We start from the raw sequence: 17,043 nt of genomic DNA, 5'->3' as shown, positions 1-17,043 counted from the left end.
ATGAATAGAATAAGACTTGAAAACTTCACTAGGATAAGTGAAATTAAACGCTTTAGATTTTTAGAAGCCATGGAAGACCTGGTTAGGATAAGAGACGAAAATGGCGAAATAATGTATGAAAACTCGTCAATGAGAGAAGTGGTCAAAAATAATTTGATCAATCATACCAAGTATATAAAATCATCCGACTTATTTTTTGATTTATATTCATCAGACAAGACTATTAAAGAAACTATCAAAAGTGAGATTAATCTTGACGGAAGGATATACGCAGCCAAGGCCTCACCTATATTTGATGAAAACAATAAGGTGGAAGGTTATATTGAGGTTTACAGAGATATAACTGGTGAGAAATTGTTAAACAACAAATTGCTTGAAGCCAGGATGAAAATTCAAAATGATATACTCTTAGCTAAGACTATCCAAAAAAGCATTCTTCCCAAGAGTAAGAAATTTAGAAATATATATTTTCAATTTGCCCACATACCATCAGATGACTTGTCAGGTGATGTGTTTGATGTGGTAGTGATTGATGAAAATAAAATAGGAGTATATATGGCAGACGTGGTAGGGCATGGAGTTTCTGCTTCTATCATGACCATGTTTATTCGTCAAAGTATGAGAAGAATATTGCAAGAAAATAAGGATTTTGGGCCAGAAGAGACCATTCTGACTTTAAAAAAAATGTATTCTCAGTTAGAATTAGATATTAGCCAGTACTTTTCAATTATATACATGTTAGTTGATACAAAAGAGAAAACTATAAGCTATGTAAATGCTGGCCACAATACATTCCCTATCTTGTTTAATGGTGGACAAATAGCCGTTTTGGAAAACAAGGGAAAATTGATTTCTAATTTATTTAAAGATCCTAAATATGAAGTTAAAACGCTAAAACTCATAGAAGGTGATAAAATATTAATGTATACAGATGGTTTAACAGAAACAAAAAACCACGAGGGCAAGTTCTTTGATGAGCAGAAGCTCTTAAATTGGCTAAAGAAAAACAAGCATGATAGCCAATTGGTAGATAAGCTGGTTGATGAACTTAATATGTTTAGGCAAGGAAGCCAAAAAGACGATATAGCAATATTATTATGTGATATAAGGAGTAAAAATGAAAATAAGATTAACAGACTTAATTAAAGAAGAAGCATTATCAGAAATTAAGGAAGAAGTTTTGCAAGCTGACAAAAAATTAAAAGACGGAAGTGGCGAAGGAAGCGACTTTTTAGGTTGGGTAGACCTACCTGTTGACTATGACAAAGATGAATACGAAAGAATCAAAAAAGCTGGTAAAAAGATCCAAAAAAATTCTGATGTTTTAGTAGCTATCGGTATAGGAGGGTCATACCTAGGAGCTCAAGCGGTTTATTCAGCCTTGAAAAATAGTTTTGAAAAAGCTGATACAGAGTTGATTTTTACAGGTAACCACCTATCATCAACAGAATTTTATGAATTAAAAGAATACTTAAAAGATAAAGATTTTTCAATAAATGTTATTTCTAAGTCAGGAACAACAACTGAACCAGCAGTAGCCTTTAGATTATTTAAAGAAATTTTAGAAGAAAAATATTCAAAAGAAGAAGCTAGGGAAAGAATCTTTGCAACAACAGACAGGGAAAAGGGAGCTTTAAAAACTTTAGCAGACAAAGAAGGTTATGAATGCTTTGTAATCCCTGACAATGTTGGTGGTAGATATTCAGTTTTAACAGCTTGCGGCCTATTACCTTTAGCAGCTTGTGGCATAAACATCGATGATTTAATGCAAGGTGCTAGAGATATGAGAGAAGAAACTTTAAACACTGACTTTGCTGACAATGCTGTTTTACAATATGTAGCAAGCAGAAATTCTCTATATAGACAAGGAAAAGACATAGAGATCCTTGTTACTTATGATCCAAAACTTTACTACTTTACTGAATGGTTTATCCAATTAGCAGGTGAATCAGAAGGTAAGGACGGAAAGGGTATTTACCCATCATCAGTAATATTTACTACAGACCTACATTCAAGAGGACAAATAATCCAAGAAGGTCAAAGAAATCTTTTTGAAACAGTAATTAAAATTGATACTCCAAAATATGACATGGAAATTAAAGAAGACGCAGAAAACTTAGATAACTTAAACTACTTAGTAGGTAAAACAGTACATGAAGTAAACCAAGTTGCCTTAGAAGCTACAGTTGATGCCCATACAGAAGGTGATGTACCAAACATAGTATTGAGTATAGATAGACTTGATGAATACAACCTAGGTAAATTAATTTACTTCTTTGAATATGCAATTGGTGCTTCAGGTTATGTACTAGGAGTAAATCCATTCAACCAACCTGGTGTTGAATTATACAAATCAAACATGTTCAAGATGTTAGGAAAGCCAGGATTTTAGGAGAAAGAATGAAAGATAGAAACAGTTTAAATTCAAAAAAGAGATTCCCTATAGAGGAATTAACAGAAACAACTAAAAAAGCTTTAGAAGAAAGAGGCGTGACCATAGAAGACATAGCTGCAATTGTTCATGAATTGCAATTACCTTACTTGCCAGATCTTTCTATGGAATTTTGTATATATAACGTAAATAAGGTATTTGAAAAAAGAGAAGTTGTATATGCAGTTTTAACAGGGATAGAACTAGATAGACTTGCTGAAGAAGGCAAGTTAGCAGAACCAATAGCATCTGTTATAAAGGCTGACGATGGGCTTTATGGTATAGATGAAATCGTGCCTTTATCAATAGTAAACCTATATGGGTCAATTGGTTTAACTAACTTTGGTTACTTAGATAAGGTGAAGTTAGGAATAATTTCTACCCTTGACCTTGAAAAAGGTGGAGCAGTAAACACCTTCTTAGATGACTTGGTAGCAGCTGTAGCTGCAGCAGCAGCTTCTAGAATAGCTCACTCATCTAGGGAACACAATTTAGATCATTATGAGTAAAAAATATTATGCTGTAAGGCAAGGTAAAAAAATAGGTGTTTTTGATAATTGGGACGAAGTAAAGACTTATGTAAATGGTTTCAAAGGAGCTGAATACAAGAGTTTTAAGACCTATGAAGAGGCCGAAAACTTTGTAAAAGGTGAAGAACTTTCAGTTTTTGACCTGGACAAGCTTGATAAAGATCTTGTAATTGCCTATGTAGATGGATCCTACAATATTAATACAAAAGTATTTGGTTATGGTATAGTTTTAATCCACAAGGATGGCGAAATGAAACTAAATGGGGCTATAGATAATGAGGCCTATTCCGACCAAAGAAATGTCGCTGGAGAAATCTATGGAGCAAGAGAAGCTATAAATAAGGCTATAGACATGGGAATGTCCAAAATAATTATCCACTTTGATTACAAGGGAATCAAAGCTTGGGCCTTGGGAGAGTGGAAGGCTAATTTAGACTTAACTCAAAATTATCAAAAGTTTATAAATGAAAAGAAAGAACTTATAGATATAGAATTTGTTAAGGTGAAAGCGCATTCAAATGATAAATACAATGATATGGCCGACCAACTTGCTAAAGAGGCAGTAGGAATAAATTAATAGAAAAATAAAAACCAGTCTAAGGTTAAAAATTGACCTCTAGACTGGTTTTCTTATAGGCTTATTTTTTTAATAAGTCTCTGATTTCTGTTAATAAAACTTCTTCCTTGCTTGGAGCAGCTTCTTCTGCAGCTTCTTCAACAGCTTTGTTTCTTGACATTCTTTCTTTTGCTGTATTTATAGCTTTAACAACCATAAATAATACAAAAGCAATGATTAAGAAACTGATTACTGAGTTGATGAAGTTACCATACATGATTTGAGCTTGTCCAACTGTAATTGATAATTGTGAAAAGTCTATTCCACCTAAGAAGATACCTAAAATTGGTGAAACAATATCATTTACAAATGAGTCCACAATAGCTTTAAAAGATGCACCAATTATCATACCTATAGCTAGGTCTATAACATTTCCTTGAGCAATAAATTTCTTAAATTCTTTTAACATACTTACCTCCTATTTCTTTTTTATCCATAAATATTATATATAATAAATGTAAATTAATCAATTTATAAATAATTGAACAAAAAAAACACATATACTACAATATAAATATATAGTCTATTTTAGGAGTTGAAATGAAAAATAATTATATGGATCAATTGAGGATTGACTTAGAAAAAAATGAAAATATTAGAAGTCTTATATATATTTTTAATAAGGGGCTAAAATTTTCCTATAGTGGTGGATTAAAGCTTCATACTCTTATAATAGGTCTGGACGGATATGAAAGTCTAAAAGAGGTTTTAGATTCAACAATTTCATCTGAAAATATAATTATATCTAAAATACAAGAATACCAATATAAGGAAATTCACTATGTTGATAGTAAAATAGTCACTGGTACTGGTAAGCTTTTACAGCTATTTTTACTTAAACAAGAAGACTTGGAAATATTTTTAGAAAAATATAGGTCTTATGAAGTTTTGTTTGACAAGGATTCTTTCATAAAATCTATAAAAAGTAGTTCAGATGAAAGAAATTATTGGTTAATCCCTGATAAGTTTGAATTTGAAAGTAAAGTTATAGATTTTTATATTGATCTTTCAGAGGCGGTATTATCTAGGCAAGATGGAGATTTAATAAAGTCTAACCTAAAATTTGATGACTTATTAGATGAATTATTAGACTTAATAAATGTTTATATAAGCATAAAATATGACGGTAATGTTTTTGTAGATACTATGGGGATAAATTTAAAGACTTACTTGGAAAATGATTATTTCGATGAATTCGAATATGTAGTAAACCTGGATAGAAGAAATGATTTTTGGACAGGAATATTCAAAATGGCAAGCTTGTATAGGAGAATAGCCTTATATATAGCTGAAAAACTATCTTATGAATATCCTAAAGAAGAAGATGTTAGAACGTTGGGATTTTTAAGAAAATTATATAAGGAGAGTTAAATGAAATATCTATTTTTTGATATAGATGGTACCCTGTTAAGTCATGAAGAAGGAATCAGTCAATCAACCATAAAAGCCTTGGAGCTAGCCAAAGAGAATGGACACAAAATCTACATTTGTACAGGTAGGTCATATGCAGAAATACCAGAAAGATTAAAAGATTTTGGATTTGATGGGATTATAGCAGCAGCAGGTGGATACGTAGAAGTCGGAGATGAAGTTATATTAAACAAGGTAATGTCTGATGAAGCAGCAGATAATTTAATGTATTTTTTAAGCACCCTAAACATTCCTTTTATCTTAGAGGGGACAGAAGAAATCTACAGTAACTCAGGACTTAGAAAAGACTTTTCAGACAAGCTAAAAGTTGCAGAAGAACTAATGCTAGAAAGTCAATATGAACATGCTGCCTACCACTACGGTATACCAGGCCCAAAGAGTTTGGAAGAGTATTTTGAAAATAGGACACCTATTAGCAAGCTAACTGTTTATGCTGAAAATAAAGACCAACTTATAGAAATGAAAAAACATATAGACAAAGATTTTGACCTAATAAATTACGGTGTAAATGGTGAAATTATAGCTAAGGGTGTAAACAAGTATACAGGCATTGAAGAAGTTTTAAAATACTGCAAGGCTAACCAAGAAGATACCTTTGCCTTTGGTGATAGTTTAAATGACTATGATATGATTCACAGTGCAAATATTGGTGTTGCCATGGGGAATGCATCAGATCCTGTAAAAGAAGTTTCAGACTATATCACAACAAATGTTGAAGATGATGGAATTTACAATGCCTTAAAACACTTTGATTTAATTTAATTAAATATAGAAATAAAGAGGTAGAGACCTCGACTTACTAAATGAGTCAGGGTCCCTATCTCTTTATTTTATAAATTTTTTAAGTATATTTTTAGTAAGACTTATCACTAGGCAGCTTATTATAATGGAAGCTGCAGTATCGCTTAGATAATGGGCTCCATCAAAGATCCTTGCAAATTGGACTAATAAGGTCCATACAATTGGTCCAAATAAAAAGAAATTCTCATATTTTTTAATAAAATTATTCTTATAAAATATAGATGGAAGTAATATAAGCACAAAAGTACTAGCTGCTGCTCCCGTGTGTCCAGAAGGGAAGGACTTAAATATATCGCTCCCGCTATTTCCCGGTAGTTGCCACCAATGAGTGAACATGGTGTAGTCTTTTTCTTGGTGCATTGGGAAAAATCTTGTTCTACCCCAAATTCCCTTAAGTATTGAAAAACTTAAAAGTATCAATATTATTGATATGATAACAAATAAGGAGTATGCCAATACTCTATTCCTACTAGTTTCATTGATGGACCTAGCTATTAAAAAGCTGCATGCCATATAAAAGAAGAAAATAAGCATGCTAAAAAATACATTATGTATTTCAAAATATGATAAGCTTGTGAAAGATGAAACTAATGGAAATCCAACGGCAGCTACTGCAAGCAAGGCTAAGAGTATTTTATTTGTCCTATGGTATCCATACCTTATATAGGTAAAACAAGCAGAGGAAAAAACAACTATCATAGGCATTTCGGCAGTCAACCTGAAAAAGTTTGGATATATGCCATTTCTATTGTATAGGGTTTTGTTGATATCTAAATCATATAAGGATGCTATAAGCAAGCAAGCAATCCCATAAATCATTAAATAATTAAAAATCTTATCTTTTTTTATTTTCATAAATTCTCCTTAGAAATATCTTACCAAATAAGTAAATATAATAAAAGCATGAACATGTTTAATTTTACCAACTTTTTGATATAATGAATAATGAGGTAAATATGAATTTAAAGTATAAAAACTTTTATATTATGGCAGAAAATTTGTATGAAGCTGGAGACTTAGAAAAATCCTTAGCTCTTTTTAAAAATGCAGAAAAATATGCAGGTGAAGATGACTTAATTAATCTTTATTATAAAAAAGCTTTCATATATGATGAGTTAGAAAACAGTGAAGAAGCCTTAGGATATTTTGAAAAAATACACAAAATAGATTCCTCTGAAGCAGAGGCCCTTTATGGCATGGCTATGGAATATGAAAAGCTTGATAACTTTGACCTAGCTGAACGCTTTTACAAGGAAAGTATAAAAATAAAAGCGGACTATGATAGGGCATATTTCTTTTTAGCTAATTTAATGGATATTCAGAATAGGCATGAAGAAGCTATAAAGTATTATAAAAAAAGCATAAGCTTAAGACCTGATGATTATATGGCCTACAACAATTTAGGAGCCATTTATGAAAATATTGATGAATTTGATAAGGCCCTAGAAGTTTTGGATAAGTCTATAGAGATTGAACCTTCATATTTTAGGCCATACTTCAATAAAGGAGTAGTTTATGGTAGGCTAAAAAAATATGATGAAGCCTTATATTTTTATAATCAAGCCATGCACAGGAAAAAAGACTATAGCTTTATTTATCTAAATTTATCAGCTTTATTTATAGAGAATAAGGAATATGAAAAATCTATATCCATTCTTGATAAGGCCATAGAAAATGTATCCCCACCGAAATCATCCCTTTATTACAATAGGGCATGTTCATATATGAAGTTAAATAAAAAAGAAAAAGCCTTAAAAGATTTAAAAAAATCGGTGGAGTTAAATAGAAATATCATTGATTATGCAAAGAATGATTCAGACTTTGATGAAATTAAAAATGATGAAGAATTTATAAAAATTATTGGAGATTAATTATGATAGTGCTTAAAACAAGTGAAGAAATTGAAGGAATGAGGGCTGCTGGGGAAATCTTATGTAAGACCCACTTGGCTATAAGAAAAATTTTGAAGCCGGGACTTTCAACCATGCAAGTGAATGATTTTGCAGATGCCTTTATGGAATTTAAAGGTGCAAGACCAGCTCAAAAGGGCTACCAAGGATTTCCATATGCCTTATGTACATCTTTAAATGATGTTATTTGCCATGGATTTCCTAGAGAAGATGACATTCTAAAAGAAGGGGATATCCTATCTATAGATAATGTTGTAGAATATAAGGGATACTTATCAGATTCTTGCTGGTCATATGCAATTGGTGAGCTTTCAGACCAAGACCAAAAGCTTATGGATGTAACCAAGGAAAGCCTTGATAGAGCTGTAGAAGTTGCCATAGATGGTAATAGATTGGGAGATATTGGCCATGCCATCCAATCCTATGCTGAAGACCAAGGTTTCTCTGTTGTAAGAGACTTTGTAGGGCATGGTATTGGTAAGGACATGCATGAAGATCCTCAAGTACCACACTACGGAGTCAAAGGCAGAGGTAGAAGACTTATAGAAAATATGGTGATTACTATAGAACCTATGATAAATGTAGGGACTTGGAAGATGAAATTGGATGATAATGGCTGGGTTGCAAGGACTAGAGATGGAGAAAAATCTTGCCAATTTGAGCATACCCTAGTAATTAAAAAAGATAAGGCAGATGTATTAACAAACCAAGATGATTATTCAATAAATGATGAAGAATTAGCTTGGATTGAAAACTACAAATTCTAAGATAGGAGAAAAGATGAAGTCAATATTAGATTTGATAAAAGACTATTCGGGTGCGAACTCATTAGTCCCTATAGTAGCCGTAGTGGCTATTATAGTTACGGTAATTATATATACAACACTTAAAAACAAAAAGTTATCCTATGGATTGTCAGTGATTGTGACCTTAGCAGGACTAGTTATAATGTTTATAGGATATAAAAATGTTTTATTAAAAGCAGGCTTAAAAATAATAAGCTTAGGCGTTTTAGTAACAGTTTATGGTTCAATATCGCTAATATCAAACATGATATTATCCTTATTTGACTCTATAGGCTATAATTTCACAAACCTTTTTAAGGGTAAAAAAAAAGAAGATAAAACAGCCGTAGTAAAAAATGAGCAAATAAAGCAAGAAATAGATGACGAAAACCAAGAAACCAAGCTTATAAAAACTGCTAATGCAGACCAAGAAACTAAAGTTATTAAAACAAAAAATGATGACCAAGAAACCAAAATAATAAAAACAACAAATGGTTCAACAAAAGAGATTAAAAAAACAAGAGCGAAAACTAGAAGGTAAGTAAAGTACTTATAAGGAGACTAAATGATAGGAGCATTTTTTGATATAGATGGTACCCTAGTAAGGGAATCCATCATGCTTAAACATTTCAATAAGCTTGTAAAATATGGAATTATAGACCAAGAAGCCTATATAAAAAACCTAAAGGCTAAGTATGAGGCCTATGAAAAGAGATATGGTGACTATGATGACTTTATTTCAAAAATGGGCGATATATACAAAGAAAAATTAACAGGCATTCATGAATCGCTTATCCTTGAAACTGCCAAACAAGTTATTGAAGAAGGTGGGGAAATGGTTTATGCCTACACCAGAGATAGGATTAGATTCCACAAGGAGAATGGTCATAAGGTGTTTTTTGTTTCAGGATCTCCAACCTATTTAGTAAAAATGTTGGGCGACTTATATGATATATCAGATTCCAGTGGTACTGAATATTTCTTTGACCAGTATGGAGTATTTACGGGACAAATAAGTCAAATGTGGGATTCAAAGTCCAAGCAAAAAGAAATAAATAGACTAGTTGAAAAATACAATATAGATGTAGATAAGTCCTATGCCTATGGTGATACAAATGGTGATTATACCATGCTAAAGACCATGAAAAATGCAACCGCTATAAACCCGTCAAAGAGATTTTTAGATAAAATCAATGCTGATGAAGAATTAAAATCTAGGGCAAAAATAGTTGTAGAAAGAAAAGATGTTATCTATGAACTAAACCCGGATGTGAATATCTATAAAATTAGTGAATAAGTAAATATCAATTAGAAAATAATTAGTAAGCCAGCTAAGGATTAATCCTTGGCTGGTTTTTTAATTCTCATTATAAATTTTTGAGTATAATAATTCTGATATAAGGGGGAAGACCCCTGGATACAATACATGGTAAATGTAAAAGAAGTTAAAAATTATTTTAGGAATTATAACAAAAATTTAGATTATATAGAAATGTATAGAAATGATTTAAAAGAGTCGGATGTGAAATATTTAGAAAACAATAAAGAATCGGAAATACTTAAAAATGCTCAGACTGAGATTATAATTAGAGACTTGTTGTATTATAGGTTAAATGACAAGGAAAAGAATTTGATAGATATGAGATATAAGTATGAAATGGATGTGGAAGAAATTTCAAATGAATTATATTGCTCCCATTCAACCTATTATAGGAAGATGAGACAGATATATAGGAAGTTATCTCAAGAATTAGCTAAAATTAAGGAAATAATAAAATAAAAAGGAGGAAGACAGGTAAGTCAAAATTGTAATAATTTTGACAGTTTTTAGTCGTCCCCCTTGTATATAATTATCTTGTAGAGTAATAGATTCTCAAAGCCTTATTTATAATTTTATATCTTGTTATATTAAATTTAGGTATTTCACTAAGGCTACTTAAGTGATAAGGAAAATACTCGGTATCTATTAATCCATTTACCATTGTTTTATTCTCCTTTTTATTTGACCTTATAGCAAGATTGTAAGATAGGTAAGTATTGATATTTTTTGTAAGTATATCACAGATAGTATTTGCGTCTTCATCAAAATAAATATCATCTATTTCAAAATAAGACTCATCTGGGCTAGTGTAAAAATTTGAAGTTTTAAGATTAAAATATTTATCCAAACAATTTTTAATGAGAAGTCTTAAAGTCAAAGATTCTAAGATCTTAATCCTCTTGTCATAGTCTACATAAATTTTGATTTTATCATTACTTGCCTTGAAGTCTGCCACCATAGCGAAGCCTAGGCTTGACTCATAAATCTCTTCAACAGGAAAATTATTTATAAAGACCTCTTCTTCCTCTATATTGTACTTCTTATAGTCAAGAAGAATATTTTCCTTGCTAACCAGGTGTGTCTTGTTATTTATATATTTTCTTTTAATTATTCTACTATTTAATTCATTAATGTAAACATTCATACTAAACTCCAGGAGATTCTATGAAAAGACCCATTTTATTAATCCTTGTGGCTCTAATAACAGGGATTCTAATTCATGAATTTATTTTAATAGACCTTGTATTTGTCTTTTTATCTATTTCACTCATATTTATATTTTATACGAAATATAGGGAAAATACCATTATTTTTATTTTGTGCCTACTTATAGGCTATACACTTACAAATTTTAACTATCAATATATTAGTAAAACTTGGATTGACCTTAGAGGGGAAATTGTTAAAGTAAAAGAAACTGATGATTATAAGCTTTATTTTATAAAGTCGGATACAAGGACTTATATATTTTATAATGACCAGGTCCTTAAAGAAGGTGATGTAGTGAAAGTCAGAGGAAGGCTAGAAAAAATTAGGTATTATAACAATTTCAGAAACTTTAACAAAAGTAAATATTACAAGTCTAAAAAGATTTTTTATGAAATCAAAAAGGCTAAGGTAGAGATGGTAGGGCATAAAGATAGGTGGAAGTATGGAGTGAAATCCTATATGACTGAAATAATAGATAAAAACCTATCCAAGCAGGGAGCTAGTTTAGTGAAATCAATGCTTTTAGCAAGTGATAAAAGTGGTCAAATCACTGATTCTTTTACCAACTTAGGCCTAGCCCATATCTTAGCTATATCCGGACTGCACTTAAACATCCTAATTAGTCTTCTTGACCAGCTAGGAAAAAGGCTGCATTTGAACAAAAAATATTATTCTGTTTTTATAATAAGTCTCCTTGTTTTTTATGGTTATATAGTAGATTTTCCTGTTTCTTTTATTAGGTCTATTATCATGTATAGCTTATCCATTTTAACTATTTATACTTTAAATATAAAAGATAGGATAAATGATATGCTGGTTGCCATGACCTTATGTCTTTTGATAAATCCTTTTTATATCTATTCGGCAGCCTTTTATTTGTCTTATGCCTCTGTATTTGCTATTTATTATATAAGTCCAAATTTGAGTAGGATCTTCAGGAAGACTCCAGATTTTATCTTGGGAAACCTTGCTATTCAACTGGGACTACTTCCTTTCTTATCCCTATATTTCAATAAGTTTAACCTGATTACTTTTGTAGCAAATTTATTGGTCGTACCGATCATGTCTAGGATTTTATTTTTATCATTTATACTAGTTATTTCTAACTTTGGATTTTTATCCTATATCATAAATCCAAGCTTTGACATAATAATCTTTCTAGTGGAAACTATGGAACATCTGGGAAAAAACCTCTGGATGTCATTTCCGTCTTTGTCCCTAAAAGCAACCGTTTTCTATTTTATCTTTATATACATAATTTTTAATTATAGGATTTTGATCTACCATCTAAAAAGAAAGAAAAAAATATTTTTGCTATATTTGTCAGGTGTGTTTCTTCTAGTTAAGATAATCATTCCATCAGCTACGGTAAATATTATTGATGTAGGCCAGGGAGATGCCATTCTTTATAGGGATAGTAATCTCAATATCCTATTTGATACAGGTGGCGACTATTTAAATAAGGAAAGATCTGGAGACAATATCTACCAGTACCTAATCAAAAATGGAGTTTATAAGCTTGACTATGTTTTTATATCCCATCCTGATATAGACCATATGGGCAACCTATATTACCTAGTAAATAAGATGCAGATAGGAAAAATTTATTCCAACAATTTAGATGATTTTAAAACTTATCCAATAAAATCCAATGATAAATTTAACTCTTATCCTTTAAACTTAGAAGTCTTATATGTAAATCCCGACCACCCAGAAAGCAATGAGACTTCAGCTGTCATCCTTGCTAATGTATTTAAATATAAGCTTCTTTTAACTGGAGACATAGGAGAAGAGGAAAATAATATAAAGACCAAGGATTTAATTGATTTCTTGAAAGTATCCCATCACGGATCAAAATTTTCCACATCAAAAGAGTTTTTGGAAAATAATAAATTTTCTAAAGCCTTGATTTCCGCTGGCTATAAAAATAGATATGGTCACCCAAATCCAAAAGTCCTATCTAGATTAAAGGATAATAATATTGAAATCTACAGAACCGACCAAGAGGGAAATATTGAAATAAAATTTAGACCCTATGGATACCATATAAAAAGATACTGGGAGAAGAGGAGTGTGGGAGACTTGTTGAGCGAGTTGCTTTTTTATTAAAAAGTTATACAAATCAAGACTAAATGTATAAATATATTGACCGATTGATATAAATAAATTATTATTAAAGAATAATAATGGTATTAAAACATATATAAATTTTGCACTATAAATTGTTTTGGTATTCAAATATAAGGAGGAAACTATGCATAAATACCTAGGTATTATTATTAAGTTAATTATTGCTGGCTTGATTATTTATAGGTTAGGCATATCAAAATTAACAGGGGTAGAATATATAATTTTCTTTTTATTAGTATTTGAATATTTTAATAATAAGAGGAAAATTGAAGAATAAAGACTAATAAAGGAAGAGGATGAATTTTTTATATTATTTAAAGAAAAAGTGGAAATTAACTTCAATTATAATTTTATTAAACATTTTGGAACAATTTTGTGTTGTTTTTTGGGGGTTTTCAACTGCCAAATTAATTACCAATATATCCAATAAAGATATTGATGGATTTAAGACATGGCTTATATTAATGATAGTGGATATAACTATTTGGATATTTGAAATCTATTTTATGAAAATATATTATCAAAAATGGGTTCAAGAATCTAATATAGAAATAAGAAAAGATGTTACTCAAAGGCTAATTAATACTGGCTATGAGGAGTACGCTAAGAAGGAAGCGGGAGCCTATATTTCATGGTTAACAAATGACATTTCAATCATAAATGATTATGGATTTGATGTATTAAATTATGTAATTGGACAAGTAGTTTCGATCATATTTAGTGCCATAGCGACTATATATTTCAATTACTCTATATTGTTTACTATGCTTGTTTTAGCTGTATTTGTTATCAATGCACCAAAACTTTTTAAGAAAAAAGTACAAACAGAGATGGAAAATGTAAGTGTCGAAAATGAAAGATTAACCAATGATTTAACAGATATTTTTAATGGGTATGAGGATTTAAAATTCCTTAATTTAGAAAAATATATGATTAATAGGGTGGATTACTCTTCTAGACGACTTGCTAGACAAAAATATATTTATGCAGATATAACTGGGAAAATGTCTAGTACTGTAAATGGGACAAGTTTAGTAAGTCAAGTAATACTTTTTACTCAGACAGCATATTTATTTTTTAATAGTGTAATTCCAATAGGAGCTATAAGTGGAATTCATTATTTTTCAGCACTTATATTTTCAGGTTTAACAGGATTTTCGGCAAATTTGCTTGAAATGAAAGCATTAAATCCGATATTCGAGAAGTTTGATTCAATTATAGAAAGTAGAGACTTAGAATTATTAAAAATTGACAAGCTACAAGATTCTATCAAAGTAGATAATTTAAGTTTTTCATATAATGACAAGACAAACATTTTAGATAATTTCACTTATAATTTTGAAAGAAATAAAAAGTATGTGATATTAGGTGAATCAGGCAAAGGAAAAACCACATTACTGAATATACTTATTGGTAAGTTAAATAAATATGATGGAAATATAATGTGGGATGGTCAGAATATAAGGGACATAAGTAAAGAATCTATTAGAAGTAAAATAATCTATTTAAATCAAAATCCACATATATTTAATGCAAGCATAAGAGAAAACATACTCTTATCTGAGGATATAAGTGAGGAAAGATTAAATAAGGTTATGAAAGAAGTAGGTTTGGAATCTTGGATTAATAGTTTACCAAATGGAATTGACACACTAATAAGTATGAATGGTAAAAATATTTCAGGTGGTCAAAAACAAAGGATTGTTATAGCTAGAGGGTTGTTGAGAGACAAAAATGTTATTTTAATCGACGAAGCTACTTCCTCACTTCATAATGATGCTGCAATAGAAATTGAAAAGATGATATTTTCTAATAAAGAATTGACAGTGATTATGGTTACTCACTTATTGAGGCGAGAAATAAAAAATATGACAGATGATATTATAACATTATAGGAGTAAGTATTGAGCATTGATTATGGAATAAAGGAATATATCAAGGTAAATAATCTGTCTAAAGATTTAAATATGTATAGAATTATAAATAAGAGTAGGACAGATCTTAAAATAGCAAATGACGAAAATAATATTTTGAATATAAATATAACGAGTATTAATGATTCTTTAGTGGTTGGCGATTTTGTAGAATTGATTCAATTTGATAATGAAAATTATATAAAAAAATCGTATGAAAGAATGTCAATTGTGAGCAAGGCTGCAAATACTACAAAAAAAGACTATAGCTATAATAATAATGAACAAATTCTTGCTTCAAATGTAGATCAAATTTTTATACTAATTGCAGCTGATCAAAGATTTACTTTATCAAAATTTGAAAGATATTTATTGACTTTTGGAAATATGTCTGAGGAAATAGTAGTTTTAATATCTAAAAGTGATTTTGATGATAATAGTCAGAAGATCATTGGGACGATTAAGGAAGTATATCCTAATGTGAAGGTTAGACCATATTCTATATATAACGAAAATTCCTTAATTAATATTAAATTATTATTTAAAGAAAATAAGACTGCAATTTTAGTGGGCTCATCTGGAGCCGGAAAGTCTACATTGACAAATTATTTATTATCAAAACAAGATGTAGCTACTCAAGGTGTAAGGAGTGATGGTAAAGGTAAGCATACTACAACATCAAGCACCTTATATTACTTACAGAAAACAAATTCTTACTTGATAGATACTCCAGGATTTAAGACGATTTCAACTAGTAGAGAGGTTGATGAAGATATTTTATTTGAAGAAATTAATAATTTAAGTAAAATGTGTAAATTTAATGATTGTAAGCATGAAACAGAGCCTGGTTGTGCTGTAAAAAAAGCAATTGAAAATGGAGACTTATCAAGTGAACTATATAAAAGATACCTTATAAATAAGGATAAAGAACTTAAATTTAAGAAATTTGAGGAAAAAAAGTTAATTAAAAAGGAAAGATTAAAAAGAAATAATAGGTAACATTATAAAAAACTGGGTATAATAAAGGTGTGATATACAATATCATAAAAGAGTAGAATTAAGATAATCGAAATTTTAAGGAGTTAATATGAAACCTTATTTTATAGATGATAATGAAAAGATACTTTGGCAGGGTAAGCCGCACAAGTTGATGTATGTGTTTAACGGTTTTAGTATACTAGCCTTTCTATTTTTTATAGTGTGGGCAACAGTATTCATATCTATAGGAAGCAATTTTTTTACATTCTCAAGAGAATTTAGAGACTTGCCTGGCATGGCTGCAGAAGGAATGTTTGGCAGATCCTTTAGTTTGTTTTCTATAATTCCACTTTTAATATTTATAGTAATAGCCGGTGCCTTTATATTAATGCCAATTAAAAGGATTATAGAATCTTTCAAGGTCAATTACTATGTTACTGACTTAAGAGTATATATAGAGTCCGGGATTATAGGAAGAGATATACAAAATATAGAATATAGAGAAATAAATAAATTAAATGTAAATGTTGGAATCTTAGGTAAGTTGTTTAACAGAGGAACCATAGCCCTTACTCCAGATAGGAGCTACTCAGATGGAGATGGAAGTTATACTGTTAGAGGTATAAGGTTGATAGGGGTTGAAAAACCTTATGAATTATTCAAGTTAATTAAGAATAATTCTCTAGATGTTACAACAGACCAACAATATCCAAATGCCTACAGACCAGATAAAAACCCTGGTTACAATACAAGATTTGATGATAAATAAAATATTTTAAAGAGAACTAGAAATAGTTCTCTTTTTTTGTAGAGTTAGTAAAAAACTGCTTGATTTTTGACATACTTTTCCTTTGTTACAAAAAATTAACAAAAATACTTTAGTAAATACCTGTATAAAGTGTTGGAATTTAGTTATTTCATTCCAAATGAAAGCTAAAATAGCAAAATGTGACATCGTTTACAAGAAACGCTTTTCATACTATAATCA

19 protein-coding genes are annotated in these 17,043 nt (G+C 30.1%); 16 read left to right on the top strand and 3 right to left on the bottom strand.

The window, feature by feature from the left end:
* Genes C4Q29_RS04555 through C4Q29_RS04540 form a run of 4 tightly spaced genes read left to right on the top strand, consistent with a single transcriptional unit; the run spans position 1 to position 3,538 of the window.
* Positions 1–1,146 (top strand): SpoIIE family protein phosphatase, encoded by a 1,146-nt coding sequence (locus C4Q29_RS04555; protein ID WP_103981631.1) that lies wholly within the window; start codon positions 1–3, stop codon positions 1,144–1,146.
* Positions 1,118–2,392 (top strand): glucose-6-phosphate isomerase, encoded by a 1,275-nt coding sequence (locus C4Q29_RS04550; RefSeq protein ID WP_103981630.1) that lies wholly within the window; start codon positions 1,118–1,120, stop codon positions 2,390–2,392. Before C4Q29_RS04555 ends, C4Q29_RS04550 begins: the two co-directional genes overlap by 29 nt.
* 8 nt (positions 2,393–2,400) lie before the next feature.
* Complete coding sequence (locus C4Q29_RS04545) at positions 2,401–2,940, top strand: phosphatidylglycerophosphatase A family protein (protein WP_103981629.1); 540 nt, start codon at positions 2,401–2,403, stop codon at positions 2,938–2,940.
* Positions 2,933–3,538 (top strand): ribonuclease H1 domain-containing protein, encoded by a 606-nt coding sequence (locus C4Q29_RS04540; RefSeq protein ID WP_103981628.1) that lies wholly within the window; start codon positions 2,933–2,935, stop codon positions 3,536–3,538. The genes C4Q29_RS04545 and C4Q29_RS04540 overlap by 8 nt, the downstream gene beginning before the upstream one ends.
* 61 nt (positions 3,539–3,599) lie before the next feature.
* Here the strand turns inward: C4Q29_RS04540 and mscL are convergent, their stop codons facing one another.
* The gene (gene mscL, locus C4Q29_RS04535; protein ID WP_103981627.1) at positions 3,600–3,986 is read right to left on the bottom strand and encodes a large-conductance mechanosensitive channel protein MscL; all 387 of its coding nucleotides are present in this window, start codon (positions 3,984–3,986) and stop codon (positions 3,600–3,602) included.
* Between the two features lie 131 nt (positions 3,987–4,117).
* Between mscL and C4Q29_RS04530 the strand changes: the two genes are divergently transcribed.
* Positions 4,118–4,948 (top strand): aminoglycoside 6-adenylyltransferase, encoded by an 831-nt coding sequence (locus tag C4Q29_RS04530; protein ID WP_103981626.1) that lies wholly within the window; start codon positions 4,118–4,120, stop codon positions 4,946–4,948.
* Positions 4,949–5,770, top strand: a complete 822-nt coding sequence (locus C4Q29_RS04525; protein WP_103981625.1) for an HAD family hydrolase — start codon at positions 4,949–4,951, stop codon at positions 5,768–5,770. It abuts the gene before it with no gap.
* 63 nt (positions 5,771–5,833) lie between these two features.
* Here the strand turns inward: C4Q29_RS04525 and C4Q29_RS04520 are convergent, their stop codons facing one another.
* Positions 5,834–6,664 (bottom strand): phosphatase PAP2 family protein, encoded by an 831-nt coding sequence (locus tag C4Q29_RS04520; RefSeq protein ID WP_103981624.1) that lies wholly within the window; start codon positions 6,662–6,664, stop codon positions 5,834–5,836.
* A gap of 131 nt (positions 6,665–6,795) precedes the next feature.
* On the opposite strand from C4Q29_RS04520, the gene C4Q29_RS04515 reads away from it, so the two are divergent.
* From C4Q29_RS04515 to C4Q29_RS04495, 5 genes are all read left to right on the top strand, one after another.
* Positions 6,796–7,680 (top strand): tetratricopeptide repeat protein, encoded by an 885-nt coding sequence (locus C4Q29_RS04515; protein ID WP_159459214.1) that lies wholly within the window; start codon positions 6,796–6,798, stop codon positions 7,678–7,680.
* A 2-nt stretch (positions 7,681–7,682) separates the two neighbouring features.
* The gene (gene map / locus C4Q29_RS04510; protein WP_103981622.1) at positions 7,683–8,486 is read left to right on the top strand and encodes a type I methionyl aminopeptidase; all 804 of its coding nucleotides are present in this window, start codon (positions 7,683–7,685) and stop codon (positions 8,484–8,486) included.
* Between the two features lie 13 nt (positions 8,487–8,499).
* Positions 8,500–9,045: a hypothetical protein gene (locus C4Q29_RS04505; protein ID WP_103981621.1), complete on the top strand. Its 546-nt coding sequence runs from the start codon at positions 8,500–8,502 to the stop codon at positions 9,043–9,045.
* A gap of 24 nt (positions 9,046–9,069) precedes the next feature.
* Entirely contained in the window at positions 9,070–9,801 is a 732-nt protein-coding gene (locus C4Q29_RS04500; protein WP_103981620.1) for an HAD family hydrolase, read from the top strand.
* Between the two features lie 129 nt (positions 9,802–9,930).
* Positions 9,931–10,284 (top strand): sigma-70 RNA polymerase sigma factor region 4 domain-containing protein, encoded by a 354-nt coding sequence (locus C4Q29_RS04495; RefSeq protein WP_103981619.1) that lies wholly within the window; start codon positions 9,931–9,933, stop codon positions 10,282–10,284.
* A gap of 70 nt (positions 10,285–10,354) precedes the next feature.
* On the opposite strand, the gene C4Q29_RS04490 is transcribed toward C4Q29_RS04495, so the two are convergent.
* A complete protein-coding gene (locus C4Q29_RS04490) occupies positions 10,355–10,969 on the bottom strand; it encodes a hypothetical protein (RefSeq protein WP_103981618.1) in 615 nt (204 codons plus the stop codon).
* A 20-nt stretch (positions 10,970–10,989) separates the two neighbouring features.
* On the opposite strand from C4Q29_RS04490, the gene C4Q29_RS04485 reads away from it, so the two are divergent.
* From C4Q29_RS04485 to C4Q29_RS04470, 5 genes are all read left to right on the top strand, one after another.
* The gene (locus C4Q29_RS04485; protein WP_103981617.1) at positions 10,990–13,143 is read left to right on the top strand and encodes a DNA internalization-related competence protein ComEC/Rec2; all 2,154 of its coding nucleotides are present in this window, start codon (positions 10,990–10,992) and stop codon (positions 13,141–13,143) included.
* Between the two features lie 145 nt (positions 13,144–13,288).
* Positions 13,289–13,441, top strand: a complete 153-nt coding sequence (locus tag C4Q29_RS06335) for a hypothetical protein (RefSeq protein WP_159459213.1) — start codon at positions 13,289–13,291, stop codon at positions 13,439–13,441.
* Positions 13,442–13,460: 19 nt separating this feature from the next.
* Positions 13,461–15,059 (top strand): ATP-binding cassette domain-containing protein, encoded by a 1,599-nt coding sequence (locus tag C4Q29_RS04480; RefSeq protein ID WP_103981616.1) that lies wholly within the window; start codon positions 13,461–13,463, stop codon positions 15,057–15,059.
* Positions 15,060–15,068: 9 nt separating this feature from the next.
* Positions 15,069–16,076 carry a ribosome small subunit-dependent GTPase A gene (gene rsgA, locus C4Q29_RS04475; RefSeq protein ID WP_103981615.1) on the top strand — a complete coding sequence of 336 codons (1,008 nt, stop codon included), beginning with the start codon at positions 15,069–15,071 and terminating at the stop codon, positions 16,074–16,076.
* Positions 16,077–16,164: 88 nt separating this feature from the next.
* Entirely contained in the window at positions 16,165–16,824 is a 660-nt protein-coding gene (locus tag C4Q29_RS04470; RefSeq protein ID WP_103981614.1) for a PH domain-containing protein, read from the top strand.
* Positions 16,825–17,043 lie beyond the last annotated feature (219 nt).

Origin of the sequence: Helcococcus massiliensis, assembly GCF_900258485.1 — a bacterium.
Classification (GTDB): Bacteria; Bacillota; Clostridia; order Tissierellales; family Peptoniphilaceae; genus Helcococcus; species Helcococcus massiliensis.
This window is presented reverse-complemented; position numbering and strand designations above follow the sequence as displayed.

Coding starts and splice junctions, on each gene's coding strand:
- C4Q29_RS04555 (WP_103981631.1), top strand. CDS start 1: ATGAATAGAATAAGACTTGAAAACTTCACTAGGATAAGTGAAATTAAA.
- C4Q29_RS04550 (WP_103981630.1), top strand. CDS start 1,118: ATGAAAATAAGATTAACAGACTTAATTAAAGAAGAAGCATTATCAGAA.
- C4Q29_RS04545 (WP_103981629.1), top strand. CDS start 2,401: ATGAAAGATAGAAACAGTTTAAATTCAAAAAAGAGATTCCCTATAGAG.
- C4Q29_RS04540 (WP_103981628.1), top strand. CDS start 2,933: ATGAGTAAAAAATATTATGCTGTAAGGCAAGGTAAAAAAATAGGTGTT.
- mscL (WP_103981627.1), bottom strand. CDS start 3,986: ATGTTAAAAGAATTTAAGAAATTTATTGCTCAAGGAAATGTTATAGAC.
- C4Q29_RS04530 (WP_103981626.1), top strand. CDS start 4,118: ATGAAAAATAATTATATGGATCAATTGAGGATTGACTTAGAAAAAAAT.
- C4Q29_RS04525 (WP_103981625.1), top strand. CDS start 4,949: ATGAAATATCTATTTTTTGATATAGATGGTACCCTGTTAAGTCATGAA.
- C4Q29_RS04520 (WP_103981624.1), bottom strand. CDS start 6,664: ATGAAAATAAAAAAAGATAAGATTTTTAATTATTTAATGATTTATGGG.
- C4Q29_RS04515 (WP_159459214.1), top strand. CDS start 6,796: ATGGCAGAAAATTTGTATGAAGCTGGAGACTTAGAAAAATCCTTAGCT.
- map (WP_103981622.1), top strand. CDS start 7,683: ATGATAGTGCTTAAAACAAGTGAAGAAATTGAAGGAATGAGGGCTGCT.
- C4Q29_RS04505 (WP_103981621.1), top strand. CDS start 8,500: ATGAAGTCAATATTAGATTTGATAAAAGACTATTCGGGTGCGAACTCA.
- C4Q29_RS04500 (WP_103981620.1), top strand. CDS start 9,070: ATGATAGGAGCATTTTTTGATATAGATGGTACCCTAGTAAGGGAATCC.
- C4Q29_RS04495 (WP_103981619.1), top strand. CDS start 9,931: ATGGTAAATGTAAAAGAAGTTAAAAATTATTTTAGGAATTATAACAAA.
- C4Q29_RS04490 (WP_103981618.1), bottom strand. CDS start 10,969: ATGAATGTTTACATTAATGAATTAAATAGTAGAATAATTAAAAGAAAA.
- C4Q29_RS04485 (WP_103981617.1), top strand. CDS start 10,990: ATGAAAAGACCCATTTTATTAATCCTTGTGGCTCTAATAACAGGGATT.
- C4Q29_RS06335 (WP_159459213.1), top strand. CDS start 13,289: ATGCATAAATACCTAGGTATTATTATTAAGTTAATTATTGCTGGCTTG.
- C4Q29_RS04480 (WP_103981616.1), top strand. CDS start 13,461: ATGAATTTTTTATATTATTTAAAGAAAAAGTGGAAATTAACTTCAATT.
- C4Q29_RS04470 (WP_103981614.1), top strand. CDS start 16,165: ATGAAACCTTATTTTATAGATGATAATGAAAAGATACTTTGGCAGGGT.